This window comes from Paeniglutamicibacter sp. ORCA_105, from assembly GCF_045798545.1.
GTDB lineage: Bacteria > Actinomycetota > Actinomycetes > Actinomycetales > Micrococcaceae > Paeniglutamicibacter > Paeniglutamicibacter sulfureus.
The window spans coordinates 1-14,890 of sequence record NZ_JBIXLM010000011.1 but is presented as its reverse complement, the minus strand read 5'-3'; the positions used below and the strand labels follow the sequence as shown (position 1 = coordinate 14,890).

The following is a 14,890-nucleotide window of genomic DNA, read 5'->3' as shown; positions in this document are numbered from 1 at the left end:
AAATTGCCATCCTGTCGGCGTCCCGGCCGAAGCCACCGGCCACGCAGCGTGGCGGTGAGGGGGCCTTGCGTTAGTGCCGGCCGACCTTCCAGGGCAGCGGGGAGGCGCTCAGTGCCCGGCGGCGGCGGAGTCTGCCGCGACGCAGTTCGGTCCCGGTCGGTGCCGGTGCGGCGGAGTCCTGGATTGCCAGCGCGGAAACGACGGCGGCCAGGGCCGCCACTTCCTCCGCCGTGGGATTTCCGCGGGTGACGGATAGCTGCGTCGCCATGGCCTGCGCGGCGGCCAGGGCGTTCTGGTTGCCGGTCACAGCGGGATGTTCCCGTGCTTCTTGGCCGGCAGTGCGGCGTGCTTGTCCCGCGTGGCACGCAGCCCGCGCACGATCTGCAGGCGGGTGTCGGAGGGGGCGATGACCGCATCGACGTAGCCAAGCTCGGCGGCCTGGTAGGGGTTGAGCAGTTCGGCCTCGTAGCCCTCGATGATCTCGGTGCGGCGTGCCTCCACGTCCCCGCCCTCGGCCTCGACCGCGGCCAGGTCGCGGCGGTAGAGGATGTTGACCGCGCCCTGGGCACCCATGACGCCGATCTGTGCCGTTGGCCAGGCCACGTTGATGTCCGCGCCGAGCTTCTTGGAGCCCATCACGATGTACGCTCCGCCGTAGGCCTTGCGGGTGATGACCGTCAGCTTCGGCACGGTGGCCTCGGCGTAGGCGTAGAGCAGCTTGGCGCCGCGGCGGATGATGCCCTGGAATTCCTGGTCCTTGCCCGGAAGGAAGCCCGGGACGTCCACGAGCGTGAGGATCGGGATGTTGAAGGCGTCGCAGTTGCGCACAAAGCGGGCTGCCTTCTCGGATGCGGCAATGTCCAGGGTGCCGGCGAACTGCATCGGCTGGTTGGCGACGATGCCGATGGTTGCGCCCTCGACACGGGCATAGCCGATCATCACGTTGGGCGCGTACAGCGACTGCATCTCCAGGAAGATGCCGTCGTCCACGATGTGCTCGATGACCTTGCGCATGTCGTAGGGCTGGTTCGCCGAATCGGGGATCAGCGTGTCCAGCTCGAGGTCCGCAGCGGTGAGCTCCAGCTCCTCGTCGAACTCCACGGCCGGGGCCTCGGAGATGTTGTTCGAGGGCAGGAACTCGAGCAGTTCCTTGCAGAACTCGATCGCGTCGGATTCGTCGGTGGCCAGGTAGGTGGCGGTGCCGGTGTTGGCGTTGTGCTGGCGCGCCCCGCCCAGGGTCTCCATGTCGACTTCCTCGCCGGTGACGGTCTTGATCACGTCGGGGCCGGTGATGAACATGTGGCTGGTCTTGTCGACCATGATCACGTAGTCGGTCAGTGCGGGGGAGTAGGCGGCGCCGCCGGCGCTCGGGCCCATGATGAGCGAGATCTGCGGGACCACGCCCGAGGCGTGGACGTTGTTGCGGAAGATGTCGGCGAACATGGCCAGCGAGGCCACGCCCTCCTGGATGCGGGCGCCGCCGCCATCGAGGATGCCGACGACCGGGCAGCCGTTGCGCAGCGCGAATTCCTGGACCTTGACGATTTTCTCGCCATTGACCTGGCTCAACGAGCCGCCGTAGACGGTGAAGTCCTGGGAGTAGACGGCGACCTGGCGGCCGTCGACGGTGCCATAGCCGGAGACCAATCCATCACCCAGGGGGCGCTTCTTGTCCATGCCGAAGGCGGAAGTGCGGTGTACTGCCAGGGCATCGAATTCGACGAATGAACCCTCGTCCATCAGCATTTCGATGCGCTCGCGGGCGGTGTGCTTGCCCCGTGCATGCTGCTTTTCGATGGCCGCGGCACCCGAGGGGGCCTGGGCGAGGGCTTCGCGGCGACGGAATTCGGCGATCTTGCCTGCCGTGGTCGACAGGTCGATCGAATCCGTTGCGTCGGCGATGCGGCTCTGGGTCATCCCATGGCTCCCTTGAAGTAGACAAATAGTAGGAAAGGCACAACAACAATGCCACCTTGGCCAGTCTAGTGAGGCTCTGGACCGAATTGTGTGTAGGAAAGCTACAAAATCGCGACGTGTTGGGGGCCAAGTCGTCCATAAATTAAGTTACTCGTGAGTAGCTTTCCCGGCGACACTTCACGTAATGTGGCTCACATGAGTGAATCGACCCGCACTGCCATCGCCGCCAACGCCAAGCCCCTGAAGGGCAAGACCATTCTCATGAGCGGAGGCAGCCGAGGTATTGGGCTGGCCATCGCGCTGCGTGCCGCGGCCGACGGGGCGAATGTGGCCATCATGGCCAAGACCGCCACCGCGCAGGTGAACCTCGAAGGCACGGTGTTCACCGCGGCGCAGGAAATCACCGCCGCCGGCGGGCAATCCCTGGCCATCGTGGGGGACGTGCGCAACGACGAGGACGTGATTGCGGCCGTCACCCAAACACAGGAGCGGTTCGGCGGGATCGACGTGGTGGTCAACAATGCCTCGGCCATCGACCTGTCGAAGACCGAGGAGGTGTCGATGAAGAAGTACGACCTGATGATGGACATCAATGTACGCGGCACCTTCCTGCTCTCCAAGATGGCACTTCCACACTTACGGGCCAGCGAAAACGGGCACATCCTCACGCTCTCCCCACCCTTGAACCTGGCGCCGCAGTGGGCGGGGCGGCACCTTGCCTACACCATGGCCAAGTACGGGATGAGCATGACGACCTTGGGCCTGGCCGAGGAACTTCGCGACACCGGCATCGGGGTGAATTCGTTGTGGCCCGCCACGCTGATCGACACCGCCGCGATCCGCAACATGCCCCACGGCGCCCAAATGGCCAGCGCCGCGCGCTCGGCGCGCATCGTCGCCGACGCAGCCCATGCGATCCTCACCAGTGACGCCCGCGCCTGCAGCGGCAACTTCTTCACCGACGAGGAAGTACTGGCCGCGGCGGGCGTCAGCGACTTCTCCGGCTATTCCATGGGTGCCGCCGAAGCCGACCTGGTCCCCGACATCTTCCTGTAAGACCGCATCCGGCCTTGGCTGCCGGGGGAGGCCGTCGACGGGCTCCGAGTGGTTCGGGGCACCGGGCTGGGGCGGCGGGAGTCGATAGTCTTGGGGGATGAGCATTGAACCGAACCCCGGCCATACCTCCGAACCCGACGCCTCCGCGGGCGCGTCCGAAGATGGGCGTGCGGCGCTGGACGCGGCAACGCTGCGCCGGATCATGGGAGAGCTGGGCGCAGGGGAGCTGTGGATCAGTGAACAAACGGGGTCGACCAACGACGACCTCGCGGCGCGTGCCCACAACGCCCCGCTGGCGAACCTGAGCGTGGAAACCACCGAACACCAAAAGGCCGGCCACGGGAGGCTGGGGCGCGGCTGGCAAACACCGGCGCGCAGTGCGCTGGCCACCAGCATCTACTTCCGCCCGGCACCCGGATTCCAGCAATCGGGGCTGGCCTGGCTGTCGATGCTGTGCTCCACCGCCATGGTGCAGACGTTGCGGGAGGATGCAGGGATGGCAGCGGGCCTGAAATGGCCCAACGACGTGGTCGCCGGCGGCCGGAAGGTCTGCGGCGTGCTGGCGCAATTGGTCATGACGGCCCAAGGCCCGGTGGTCGTCGTCGGCGCAGGCCTCAACGTGTCCCTCACCGCCGACGAGCTTCCGGTGGACACCGCCGCCAGCCTGGCGACGCTGGGGGCCGGCACCTTTGACCGGACAGAGTTGCTGGGCGGCTACCTGCGCCGGGTGGTGCACCTGTTCCGGACCTTCGAAGGGGTCGGCGGCAATGCCGCGACGCGCGCGGCGTATGCGCAGGCGGCACCTCAGGCCCCAGCCGCCGCCAACTCCCCGGAACCCATGACGCTGCGCGAGCTGGTGCGCTCGGTCATGGTGACGATCGGGCACGAAGTCGACGCGCACCTGCCCAACGGCACGGTGTTGCGCGGCACGGCCATCGACCTGGATGCCGAAGGCTCCCTGAGCGTGCGCGAAGCCGGTGGCAAGGTGCACAGCGTGCTGGCCGGGGACGTCTACCACCTGCGGCGCAGCGACGGCTCCTACGCCTAGCAGTCGGGCCGGGAACCAGGGGCCGTGCAGGGCAGATCACGCAACGATTTGCGGCTGCCCACCCAAAGCGTGGGTGCACTGGCTCTACCATTGAAGGAGCAAGACCGGCACGCACAACCGGTGTGTGGGTTGAAGGAGCCGGGACGTGAAGTTGACATTGGAGAAACGCGAGCGAGTCATCGTCAAGACCCGCGCCCACCGGCGCGTGCTGCGCGGCCCGTTCCTCCGCTTCCTGCTCCTGCTGGCGGGTGCCTGCTACCTGCTGGGCCTGCTGCTTCGCAACGACCTGCCCCCATGGGTCCAAGAGGGACGGCCGTTGTTGGCGGCGTTGCTGGCCGTGGTGTCCGGCGCCCTGCTGGTCATCTGGTGCCTGCGGCCCTGGATCCGCTGGGCCAATACCTACACCTACCTGACCAGCGAACGCATCGTCACCAAGCGCGGACGCCGGGCCGCCGGGCAACATTCCATCGGGTTGTACGCAATCCACGATATTGTTGCGGTGGTAAGGCCCAACGCGCCGGAGAACGCCCCCGGGACGCTGTCCGTCGTGTTGGCCGAGCAACGCTTCAACATCCCGCACGTCCCGGCCGTGGCCCGCATGCGCAATTACTGCATCGCGGCCATCACGGCCCTGCCGAACTTCCCACGGGTTGATGGTGTAAACATGGAAGAACGCGTTGACGGGGACCCGCCAACGAGGCCAATGAACGAATCGCACTACCCAGAGCAGCAACAAAGAGAATGGACTGAGCATGAGTGAGCGGTCGCCGGCGACGGGAACCCAACCCGTCGCGCCCACCGCTGCCCGCGACGCGGCACGTGCACAGGCCCAACGCCACCCCTCCGATGTCCCGGACGCACCGGCGCCTGAGGCCAACGGCGCGCTGCATCCGGAGCCCGCGCCGGCAGTGGAGCTGGCACCGGCGCTCGCCGACCCTCTCGGGGACCTGGTCGAGGCCATGAAACGACCCGAGCAGGTCGGCCGGACCACGCCCGGGCCCGCCCGCGACGCGGTCCGCGACCTGGAGCGCAGGCTGCTCGGTGCCGATCGCACCATGCGCCGACGCGAAATGGCCGCCGGGGCAGGCGTCTCGCTGCTTTCAGCCCGCAAGATTTGGCGCGCCCTGGGCTTCCCGAACCTGGGCGACGAAGAGGTCTTCTTCACCACCGTCGACCAGGAAGCGCTCAAATCCATCCTTGAGATGGTCCGCGAGGGAGTACTGACCGAGGAAACGGCGATCTCGCTGACCCGGTCCGTCGGCCAGATGACCGACCGCATGGTGGTCTGGCAGGTCGAGGCGCTGGTCGAGGACATGGTGCAGAACCAGAAGATGAGCGACCCCGAGGCCCGCCGCAACCTGGTGAACCTGCTGCCGGAGATCATCGAGCCGCTCGAGGACTTGCTGGTCTATTCCTGGCGGCGGCAGCTGAACGCGGCCGTGCACCGGCTGGTGCTACGCGCCGAGACCGGCCTGGCGGCCTCCGCCGAGGGCCGCGACGGTTCCGAGGACGACGCCCCGCTGCCGCTGGCACGCGCCGTCGGCTTCGCCGACCTGGTCTCCTACACTGCGCTCTCGCGCCGGATGAACGAACGAACGCTGGCCCAGCTGGTGCAGCGCTTTGAATCCAAGTGCGCCGAGATCATCTCCATCGGCGGTGGCCGGCTGGTCAAGACGGTCGGCGACGAGGTGCTTTTTGTGGCCGAGACGCCGCAGGCCGGCGCGCAGATCTCCCTGGCGATGTCCAGGGAGTTCGCCGCCGACGAGCTGCTGCCCAACACGCGCGTTGCCGTGGTCTGGGGCCGTGTCCTCTCCCGTCTGGGCGACATCTACGGGCCGACGGTCAACCTTGCCGCCCGGCTGACCTCGCTGGCCGAGCCCGGCACGGTGCTCACCGACGAGCTCACCGCCTCCACCCTGGCCGGGGACGACAGGTTCGTGCTCGAGCCCCAGGAAGTCACCGCCATCCGCGGCTTCGGGGACCTGACCCCGGTCCGCCTGGCACCTGGCACCGGATCGGGTCTGGTGCTGGACTAGATGGGCTACGGATTCGGGCAGGTGCGTGCCGCGGCGGCAACAGACATCGGGCTGCGCCGCGCCGTCAACGAGGACAGCGTGCTGGAAGCCGGAACCGTATTTGCCGTGGCCGACGGCATGGGCGGGCACGAGGCCGGCGACCTGGCCTCCCGCCTCGGCATCGAGACGCTGAACGAAATCGCCGCCGGATCCGGCGTCACCGGGGATATCCCGGACGAGCTGCCCCGTGCCCGGGACGTCCTGGCCGTGGTCACCGCCGCCGATGCCCGCATCCGCAAGGCCACCGGCGCCCGCGGCGGCACCACCCTGTGCGCGCTGGCCCTGGTCCGCGTCGAGGAGGAAGGCGGGGCATGGCCGGGGGAGCCGGCGGGCCCGCCGGTCACCGCGCAATTGCCCGCCGTGCCACCCTCGGCCCATGCACCGCGCCTGCCGCTGCCCGCGGTGGGGGAAGCGCGCTACCTGGGCAGCACCCTGGAATCCGGCGACGCCGACCAGGGGGCCGGCCACCGGGCCGATCCCGAACCCACCACCGACGTGCTGCCGCGCGCGAAGGCCGGCGCGGTGCCCGCGGCACCGAAGGGTTCCGCGGCGATGACGATCGCCGGGACCTCGGCCAAGGTCACCCCGATCCCCGGCGCCGACGGCGGCGTGCCCGGCGGGACTGCCGGGGACCCGGTGCGGCTGATGCTGCTGAACGTGGGCGACTCGCGCGGTTATCGATTGCGCGACGGCGTGCTGACCCAGCTGACCCGCGACCACTCGGCGGTCCAGGAACTCATCGACGGCGGCATCATCTCAGAGGCCGAGGCGCGCATCCACCCGCAGCGCAACCTGATCACCCGGGCGCTGGGGGCCGGCGGAAACTCCGTGCCGGACACCCAGTTCCACCTGCCGCGCCCCGGGGACCGCTACCTGCTGTGCACCGACGGGCTCACCGGCGAGGTCGAGCACGAGGTCATGGAAGAGCTGCTGGCCCAGACCCCCGACCGCACCGAGGCAGTGGGCAGGCTTATCGACGCCGCCCTGGCCAGCGGCGGCCGGGACAACATCTCGGTGGTCATCATCGACATCGAGGCACCCGGGGCGTAATCGCGCACCGCCGGAGCGGCGCGCCACGCGCCCACCGCGCCCGGACACGCACCCGGGGGTGGTTTGGGGCAAAATGGAGGGGTGATGCCCCAAGAGCCGACCCCGCAGCCCGCCCAGAGCCAGCCCGTTGACACCCGCCCGACCGAGGACACCGCGGCCCTGGCCGAGGCACTCGAGGCAGAGGCCGTGGTCCCGGACGAGGCCCTGCGCGTCGAATACTTACAGCTCATCGACGAGGTGCGCAAGCACCGTGCCGCGTACTACAACGACGATGCCCCGCTGATCAGTGACGCGGAATTCGACGAACTCTACTCGCGCCTCCAACGCTTAGAGGCGCAGAACCCTGCCATCGTCGCGAACGACTCGCCCACCCAAGAAGTCGGCGGGGAGGTCTCCGCGGCCTTCGCACCGGTGGTGCACCTCTCGCGCATGTACTCCCTCGAGGACGTGTTCTCGCTCGAGGAGGTCACCGCGTGGGGCGAAAAAACCGCGGGGAACGCCGCACTGCGGGCCTCCGGCCACGAACTCAAGTGGCTCTGCGAGGTCAAGATCGATGGCCTTGCCGTGAACCTGCTCTACCGCGACGGAAAGCTGGTGCGTGCCGCCACGCGCGGGGACGGCACCACCGGGGAGGACGTCACCCACAACGTGCTTACCATCAAGGACATCCCCACGCAGCTGGTGGGGGAGAACTGGCCCACCGAGGTCGAGGTGCGCGGCGAGATCTTCATCCCCTCGGCCGACTTCGCCGCCTACAACGCGGCGCTCATCGAGGCCGGCAAGGCGCCGCTGGCCAACCCGCGCAACGCCGCCGCGGGATCCATCCGGCAAAAGGATGCGAAGGAAACGGCCAAGCGGCCGTTGAAGATGTTCGTGCACGGGCTGGGGGTCCGGACGGGCCTGGACGCCGCCACGCAGTCGGAGACCTACGAGCTCATGGCCTCCTGGGGCCTGCCTGTCTCGCCGTACTCCAAGGTCGTCGACACCCTGGACGAGGTGCTCGCCTTCATCGCGGAGAACGGGGAGCACCGCCACGACTTGCTGCACGAGATCGACGGAATCGTGGTGAAGACCGACGCGTTCGAGATCCAGCGCAACCTGGGCTTCACCTCCCGCGTCCCGCGCTGGGCAGTGGCCTACAAGTACCCGCCCGAAGAGGTCAACACCAAGTTGATCGACATCCGGGTGCAGGTGGGCCGCACCGGGCGAGTGACTCCCTACGCGGTGATGGAACCGGTGCTGGTCGCCGGGTCCACCGTCAGCTTTGCGACGTTGCACAACCAGGACGTCGTCAAGGCCAAGGGCGTGCTCATCGGGGACACCGTGATCCTGCGCAAGGCCGGGGACGTGATCCCGGAAATCGTCGGACCCGTCGTGGCGCTGCGGACGGGAAGCGAACGTGAATTCTTCATGCCCACCACTTGCCCCTCCTGCGGGACGCCGCTGGCCCCGGCCAAGGAGGGCGACGTGGACATCCGCTGCCCCAACGCCGAATCCTGCCCGGTGCAGCTGACCGAACGCGTCGCCCACCTGGGAGGGCGCGGCGCATTCGACATCGAGGCGCTGGGCTATGAGGCAGCCCAGGCGCTGACCATCGGCCCGGGTGGGGATCCGGCCGAGAACGGCGGGGTCATCGCCCCGGCCGGCCCCGGCCCGTTGCGCAACGAGGCAGCCATCTTCGATTTGGCCGCGGGCAACCCGGATTCCACGCTGCGCGAGAAATTGGCAGAGGTACACGTCTGGCGAGAAATCCGCTCCAAGGGCGAGGGCACCGGGAAATTCCAGCTGGTTCCGTACTTCTACTCCAAGGCAACCGCCAAGAAGCCCTCGGGCCCGACCGTGACCACCAAAAAGCTCTTCGACGAGTTGGAAAAGGCCAAGACCCAACCCCTGTGGCGGGTGCTGGTCGGATTGTCCATCCGGCACGTGGGGCCCACCGCCTCGCGTTCGCTGGCCACCCGGTACGGGTCGATGGAGAAGATCATCGAGGCGCTTGAGGCCGAGGGTTCCCGTGAGGCGCTGGCCGAGGTCGACGGGGTCGGCGCGATCATCGCCGACGCACTGATCGAGTGGTTCTCCGTGGCCTGGCACCGGGACATCATTGCGGCCTGGAAGGCGGCGGGGGTGTTGATGAAGGACGAGCAAGATACGTCCATCGTCAAGCACCTGGAGGGGATGAGCATCGTGGTCACCGGCACGCTGCCGACCTACAGCCGGGACGCGGCCAAGGAAGCGATCATCATCCGCGGCGGCAAGGCCGCCGGGTCGGTCTCCAAGAACACTGCCTATCTGGTTGCAGGCGAGGCTGCCGGGTCCAAGCTGGACAAGGCGATCGCCCTGGGCGTGCAGGTACTCGACGAGGAAGGCTTCAAGCTGCTGCTGGACGGCGGGCCCGACGCGGTTCAGGGGCGCCCCAGCCCCGAGGCCTAGACGCGCAGGGGGATCCGGCGCCTGGATCCCCTGCGCGTACCGACATTCACCACGGCAAGGAACCTTGCCGCCCGGAAGGCGACGACCGGTCCCACGGCCATCAAGCACGGCCCCCCAAGCCACCAAGGAGCAGCACATGAGCACGAACCCGAAGCACCTGCAATCGGCACAGGGTGCCGCCGAATCGCCTGTGGACCGGGCCGCGGCGTTGGGCCGCGAGCTGTTGGCCGTGGCGCGCGAGGCTGCGGCGGCCGGCGCCGCGGTGTTGGCCGAGCGGGGCCGCGGCAAGGTGGCTGCAGACACCAAGAGCGCCGCGGGGGACTGGGTCACCGACTTCGACCGCCGGGCCGAAATGGCGGTGCGCGACGTGATCGCCGCGGCGCGCCCCAACGACGCGATCACCGGCGAGGAGTACGGGCGCACCGTCCCGGCGGAGCCCTCCGGCTACCGCTGGTCGATCGACCCGCTGGACGGCACCGCCAACTTCGTGCGCGGCATTGTCTACTACTGCACCTCGGTGGCGGTGTTCGGGCCACTCGACGAGGCCGCCGCCTCCGCCACCTCCGCACGCTCGTCCACCGCGACGCCCGAGGGCAACACGCTGGCCGCCGATGCCGCCGCCATGGATGCGGGAACCCACGGCTGGCTTGCAGCCTCCATCAACGCACCGGCGCTGGGCGTCGAGTACTACGCAGCCGCCGGTGACGGGGCATGGCTCATCGACTCGGTGCTGGAGGCAGGGTCCGATGCCCGTCGCGGGGGCAGCGCCACCCGGGCGCAGCGGTTGCAGGGCGGTGACAAGGCGGAGGCAGGTCGGCTGCTGGCCACGGGCTTCGGCTACGACGCTGACCGTCGGCAGTTCCAGGTCGGTGCGCTGCTGGGGCTGATGCCGGGCTTCGCCAATGTCCGCCGCATCGGCTCTGCCGCGCTGGATTTGTGCCTGGTGGCCGACGGCACGCTCGATGCCTACGCGGAGTACGGCACCCAGGAATTCGACTGGGCGGCAGGCGCCCTGATTGCCGCAGAGGCCGGGCTGCCGGTGCTGCGCCCACGGACCAATCCGGGGTGGCAGGCAGCCGGATACCTGGACTTCGACGCGTTGCCCGCCGAATCATCCTTGGGTGACGTGCCTGCGGCCGATCAACCGGCATCCGGAGCGCCCGCGGCGAAGTAGCCGGCAGTGATGCAAAAGCCCGCCGCGGCTGTGGATGGACCACGGCGGCGGCGGGCTTCGTCGGCGCCCCCCCAGCGAGGAGAGGGGAGAAACCGCTTCGGGCTAGATGCCGAACTGCAGCCCGGCGGCCGAATCGTCGTAGTAGCTGCGGTTCTTCAGCCCGGCGGCGGCTGCCTCGTCGAGCACCACCACTGCGTCCGGATGCAACTGCAGCACCGAGCCGGGGCAGGCGGCGGACAGCGGACCCTCGAGGGCGGCGGCAATCGCGGCCGCCTTCTTGCTGCCGGTGGCGACCAGCACCATGCGACGGGCCTCGAGGATGGTGCCCAGACCCTGGGTCACCGAGTGAGTGGGGACCGCGTCCGGGCCCTCGAAGAAGCGGGCGTTGTCCACGCGGGTCTGCGCTGACAGGCGCTTGATGCGCGTGCGGCTGCGCAGCGAGGAGCCCGGTTCATTGAAGCCGATGTGGCCGTTGGTGCCGATGCCCAGGATCTGCACGTCGACGCCCGCCTCGATGATGGCAGCATCATAGGCTGCTGCCTGCGCACGGATCTGCGCCTCGGATTCGCCGTACCCGTCGGGGGTGTTGAGCCTGGATTCCGGCAGGCCGATCACGTTGCACAGCTCGGTGACCAGGGTCTGGCGGTAGGACTGCTCGTGGGTGCCCTCCAGGCCGACGTACTCATCCAGCGCGAAGGCCGTGGTCGTGCCGAAGTCGGCCTCGCCGCGCTTCACGGCCTTGGCCAGCTCGGCGTAGAGACCCAGCGGGGTGGAACCGGTGGCAACGCCCAGGACGTTGTCCCCGCTGCTGCGGCTTCGCAGCCCGTCGAGCACCGCCTCGGCGGCGAACGTGGCGGCTTCCTCGGCGGTGGTGGCGATCAGTACTTCCATGTGTGTTCCTTTGCGCTGGTGCAGGAAGGCCCTGCTGGTGTCGCGGGGCAACGTCCGGGGGCGGCCGGTGAAACCACGGCGGATCCCGGGCGCGGACCGTTGGAAGGCCCCAAGGTGTCCAACGGTTGCTGCCGCGGCGGTGCCACGGCATAAGGGACAGCGTAGTCCGATCCCTTGTCCGACCCCTAAACCGATTGCGGTTGCATTTGCCCGGCGGCATGGTGCCGGCCATAGCGGGCGGCCAAGGTCCAGGGGCCGGACAGCCAGCGTGGCCGTGTGGGCCGGCGGGGGAGTGAAGTTGGCTACATGTGTCCTGCGCCCTGAAGCCCCGGGCCCCGGGGATGTCACACTTGGAGGCAATGACTACAGCAACGCTCGCACCTTCCAGCACCCTGTTGATACGGCCGGCCACCGAATCCGACTACCCGCACATTGCGCGGATCACCGTGGACTCCTACCTGCACGCCGGGCACTTTGAGAACCCTGACCACGAGTACCTGCAGTTCGTGCAGCAGGTTGCCGCGCGCCATGCCGTCTCCGAGATCCTCGTCGCCGTGCGCGACGGCGTCGTCATCGGGTCAGTCACTCTGGTGCGCGAAGGCACCGAGTACGCGGACATCGCCCTCGACGGCGAGCTGGAATTCCGCATGCTGGTGGTGGATCCTGCCGTGCAGCGTTCGGGTGCCGGCCGCGCCCTGCTGGGCGCCGTCATCGCCCGTGCCCGCGAGATCGAGGACGTGCACACCGTCTCGCTGACCACCGGCGGCCACTGGGCTGCCGCCCGCGCGCTCTACGAGGCCGACGGCTTCGTGCATGCCGCCGAGCGCGACTGGTACGTCCCGAACACCGAGATCGTGCTGGTCGTCTACACGCTTACACTCTAAAAGCGCTTTTGGTTTTTACTGCAGAGAGCCTCGTCGAAGCTTTTCGGCGGGGTTTTTGCTGTTTTCGAAGGAAGGTATCTGAAGCCTGGGGGAAGTACGTTGGTTTCTCTAAAGTGCGCCAGGAAGCTTCGTTTTCGAGGCCCGGTGCTCCCACGGAAATTGCCAATCCGGGGCGAAGGTGCTGTGTCGTTTCGATTCCGCCCACCACGGCCACGGCCCGATATCAGCCGACCTGGCAACGGGCGCCGGAGCATCGGTGACGGTGTGCACGGACCCGGCCATGAAGCGAGCCATCGCCCAGATCCCGCCCACAGCCTTGGAAGGCATCCCCTATCATCGTGTCCATATCCAAGGGGGGCGAGCGGGATTCTGCTGGTCATCTGATGGTTCGCCGAAATCGACCTCACCGCGTTTGCCTCCCGGAAGAAGGCCGAACCCGTCCCCGGGCGCATAGTGGTCCGCCGGATGCCTGGGTGGAACCCAAGACCGCCCGGTGGGAAGAGTCTCGTCAAGGTTTCGCGCCAGGTCCGGGCCGTGCTGACGAGCTGTCATGGGTGGAGGGGCCGCCGGTGACTGCACGGGCCTTCCTAGTTGTGGCAAAGCGGTCCCGGAAGCTGGTTGGCGTTGTGTCGAGTTGCCGGGCGAAAGCCCGCCGCAGCGTCTCGTCGCTGCCGAATCCGCTCAGCTGTGCCACGAGGGTGATGGGGTGGCCATCAAGGATGAGCGACTGGGCCGCATCGACGCGCACCCGTTCGAGCCAGCGTGCCGGCGTCGTGCCGGCTTCGGCTTGGAACATCCGGTTCAGGTGGCGCACGCTCACCCCTGCAGATGCTCCCATCGAGGCAACGGTGTGTTCGTAAGCCGGATTGACCAGGATCGAGTCCATGATACTCCGCAACTTGCCGGTCTGTACCGGCGGGGTGGTCAGTGCGGTTGAGAACTGCGTCTGGCCACCGGGGCGGTGCATGAACACCACCAGTTCGCGGGCAGTCTCCCGGGCGGTCTGGACGCCGAGGTCCTCTTCGACCATGGCCAGAGTGAGGTCGATGCCGGCACTGATTCCCGCCGAGGTCAGGTAGCGTCCGTCCCGGATGTGGATGACGTCCGGTTCGACGGTGATGCGTGGATACCGTGCCGCCAGGGTATGTGCATGGCGCCAATGGGTCGTCGCCCGACGGTCATTGAGGTATCCCAGCTCCGCCAGGACGAACGCCCCGGTGCACACCGAGGCGACCCGTCGCGTGCCGGGAGCGAGGGATTCCACGGCATTCAGGAGATCCGGGGGCACCCCGCCGTGCGGGAGGGATGCCCCTCCGACAACAAGTAAAGTGTCCAACGCTCCGGCATCGACGGCAGGGATCGTCCGCGAGAGCTCCAGCCCCGAGGAGGAAACCACCGGACCTCCTGCGGGCGAGATGCATACGACCTCATAGTGCTGCCGTTCGGGGTCGGCGAGATTGAACACTTCGGCTGGCCCGCTCGCATCAAGCATCGTCATGCCGTCGAAGACCATCATGCCGATTCGAAGACTCATGTCCGAAATCGAGGGAAACTAGGCAATAAAGACATGTCGCCAGCATAGCCCGCTCGGGCAGGATGGAAGAAGCACCATTGGCAAAACGAGTTTTAGAAGGCGGAAAGCACTCATGACCGAAACCATCGCAGGTATCCGGATCCCCGACAGCAAGATGGCCCGCGACGCCACCGAGCTCTTGCGCGAGGTGGCCACCGAGCTCGTGTACAACCATTCCCGACGAGTGTTTGTCTTCGGAGCGCTGCGCGGCCTGGAACAAGGGCTCGACTACGATCCCGAGCTGCTGTACATCGGGGCGATGTTCCACGACCTCGGACTCACGGACAAGTTCGCCCGGACGGACCAGCGCTTCGAGATCGACGCAGCCGACGAGGCACGCCGCTTCCTGGGGGACTACGGCATCACCGGCGAGGCCGCCGACAAGGTGTGGTCGGGCATCGCCCTGCACACCACCCCGGAAATCCCGCTGCACATGGCACCAGAGATCGCGTTGGTCACCCGCGGTGTCGAGCTCGACGTGCTGGGCATCGGCTACGACGCCATCACTGACGAGCAGCGCAATGCAGTCGTAGCAGCACACCCGCGCCCCGACTTCAAAAACCAGATCTTGGCAGCCTTCACCAACGGTCTCAAGGACCGGCCCGACACGACCTTCGGCAACGTGAAGGCCGACGTGCTGGCCCACTTTGTCCCGGGGTTCAAGCGTGGCGACTTCGTTGAGGTCATCCAGGGATCGGCCTGGCCCGAGTAAGCCGACGCAGGACATCCGGTCCACGCGGTCGGGGAACGTGGCGGGGCCCCCCCCCCCCGGGGGGCGCCCGGGGGGGGGGC

The 14,890-nt window shown here is 67.9% G+C and carries 13 protein-coding genes; 9 read left to right on the top strand and 4 right to left on the bottom strand.

Translation table 11 applies throughout. The features are described 5' to 3' along the window. Nucleotides 1-70: 70 nt before the first annotated feature. Both ACIPUB_RS07405 and ACIPUB_RS07400 read right to left on the bottom strand, forming a co-directional pair. The gene (locus ACIPUB_RS07405; protein ID WP_407606799.1) at nt 71-307 is read right to left on the bottom strand and encodes an acyl-CoA carboxylase epsilon subunit; all 237 of its coding nucleotides are present in this window, start codon (nt 305-307) and stop codon (nt 71-73) included. Beyond that, nucleotides 304-1,917: an acyl-CoA carboxylase subunit beta gene (locus ACIPUB_RS07400; protein WP_310288953.1), complete on the bottom strand. Its 1,614-nt coding sequence runs from the start codon at nt 1,915-1,917 to the stop codon at nt 304-306. The genes ACIPUB_RS07405 and ACIPUB_RS07400 overlap by 4 nt, the downstream gene beginning before the upstream one ends. A gap of 195 nt (nt 1,918-2,112) precedes the next feature. Between ACIPUB_RS07400 and ACIPUB_RS07395 the strand changes: the two genes are divergently transcribed. The 7 genes from ACIPUB_RS07395 to ACIPUB_RS07365 all read left to right on the top strand — a co-directional run bounded on the left by ACIPUB_RS07395 (nt 2,113) and on the right by ACIPUB_RS07365 (nt 10,750). Beyond that, entirely contained in the window at nt 2,113-2,973 is an 861-nt protein-coding gene (locus ACIPUB_RS07395) for an SDR family oxidoreductase (protein WP_407606798.1), read from the top strand. A gap of 97 nt (nt 2,974-3,070) precedes the next feature. Next, nucleotides 3,071-4,021, top strand: a complete 951-nt coding sequence (locus ACIPUB_RS07390) for a biotin--[acetyl-CoA-carboxylase] ligase (protein WP_407606797.1) — start codon at nt 3,071-3,073, stop codon at nt 4,019-4,021. Between the two features lie 145 nt (nt 4,022-4,166). Further along, nucleotides 4,167-4,781 (top strand): hypothetical protein, encoded by a 615-nt coding sequence (locus ACIPUB_RS07385; protein WP_407606796.1) that lies wholly within the window; start codon nt 4,167-4,169, stop codon nt 4,779-4,781. Then, nucleotides 4,774-6,057 carry an adenylate/guanylate cyclase domain-containing protein gene (locus ACIPUB_RS07380; protein ID WP_407606795.1) on the top strand — a complete coding sequence of 428 codons (1,284 nt, stop codon included), beginning with the start codon at nt 4,774-4,776 and terminating at the stop codon, nt 6,055-6,057. Before ACIPUB_RS07385 ends, ACIPUB_RS07380 begins: the two co-directional genes overlap by 8 nt. Next, complete coding sequence (locus ACIPUB_RS07375) at nt 6,058-7,146, top strand: hypothetical protein (RefSeq protein ID WP_407606794.1); 1,089 nt, start codon at nt 6,058-6,060, stop codon at nt 7,144-7,146. It begins immediately after the preceding gene. Between the two features lie 84 nt (nt 7,147-7,230). Then, nucleotides 7,231-9,576 (top strand): NAD-dependent DNA ligase LigA, encoded by a 2,346-nt coding sequence (ligA, locus tag ACIPUB_RS07370; protein WP_407606793.1) that lies wholly within the window; start codon nt 7,231-7,233, stop codon nt 9,574-9,576. 136 nt (nt 9,577-9,712) lie between these two features. After that, entirely contained in the window at nt 9,713-10,750 is a 1,038-nt protein-coding gene (locus tag ACIPUB_RS07365) for an inositol monophosphatase family protein (RefSeq protein ID WP_407606792.1), read from the top strand. Between the two features lie 102 nt (nt 10,751-10,852). On the opposite strand, the gene ACIPUB_RS07360 is transcribed toward ACIPUB_RS07365, so the two are convergent. Next, nucleotides 10,853-11,641 carry a glucosamine-6-phosphate deaminase gene (locus ACIPUB_RS07360; protein WP_407606791.1) on the bottom strand — a complete coding sequence of 263 codons (789 nt, stop codon included), beginning with the start codon at nt 11,639-11,641 and terminating at the stop codon, nt 10,853-10,855. Between the two features lie 359 nt (nt 11,642-12,000). On the opposite strand from ACIPUB_RS07360, the gene ACIPUB_RS07355 reads away from it, so the two are divergent. Continuing rightward, a complete protein-coding gene (locus ACIPUB_RS07355) occupies nt 12,001-12,525 on the top strand; it encodes a GNAT family N-acetyltransferase (RefSeq protein WP_407606790.1) in 525 nt (174 codons plus the stop codon). Between the two features lie 508 nt (nt 12,526-13,033). Here the strand turns inward: ACIPUB_RS07355 and ACIPUB_RS07350 are convergent. Beyond that, a complete protein-coding gene (locus ACIPUB_RS07350; protein ID WP_407606789.1) occupies nt 13,034-14,059 on the bottom strand; it encodes a GlxA family transcriptional regulator in 1,026 nt (341 codons plus the stop codon). Nucleotides 14,060-14,171: 112 nt separating this feature from the next. On the opposite strand from ACIPUB_RS07350, the gene ACIPUB_RS07345 reads away from it, so the two are divergent. After that, nucleotides 14,172-14,810 carry an HD domain-containing protein gene (locus ACIPUB_RS07345; RefSeq protein WP_407606788.1) on the top strand — a complete coding sequence of 213 codons (639 nt, stop codon included), beginning with the start codon at nt 14,172-14,174 and terminating at the stop codon, nt 14,808-14,810. Nucleotides 14,811-14,890: the final 80 nt, after the last annotated feature.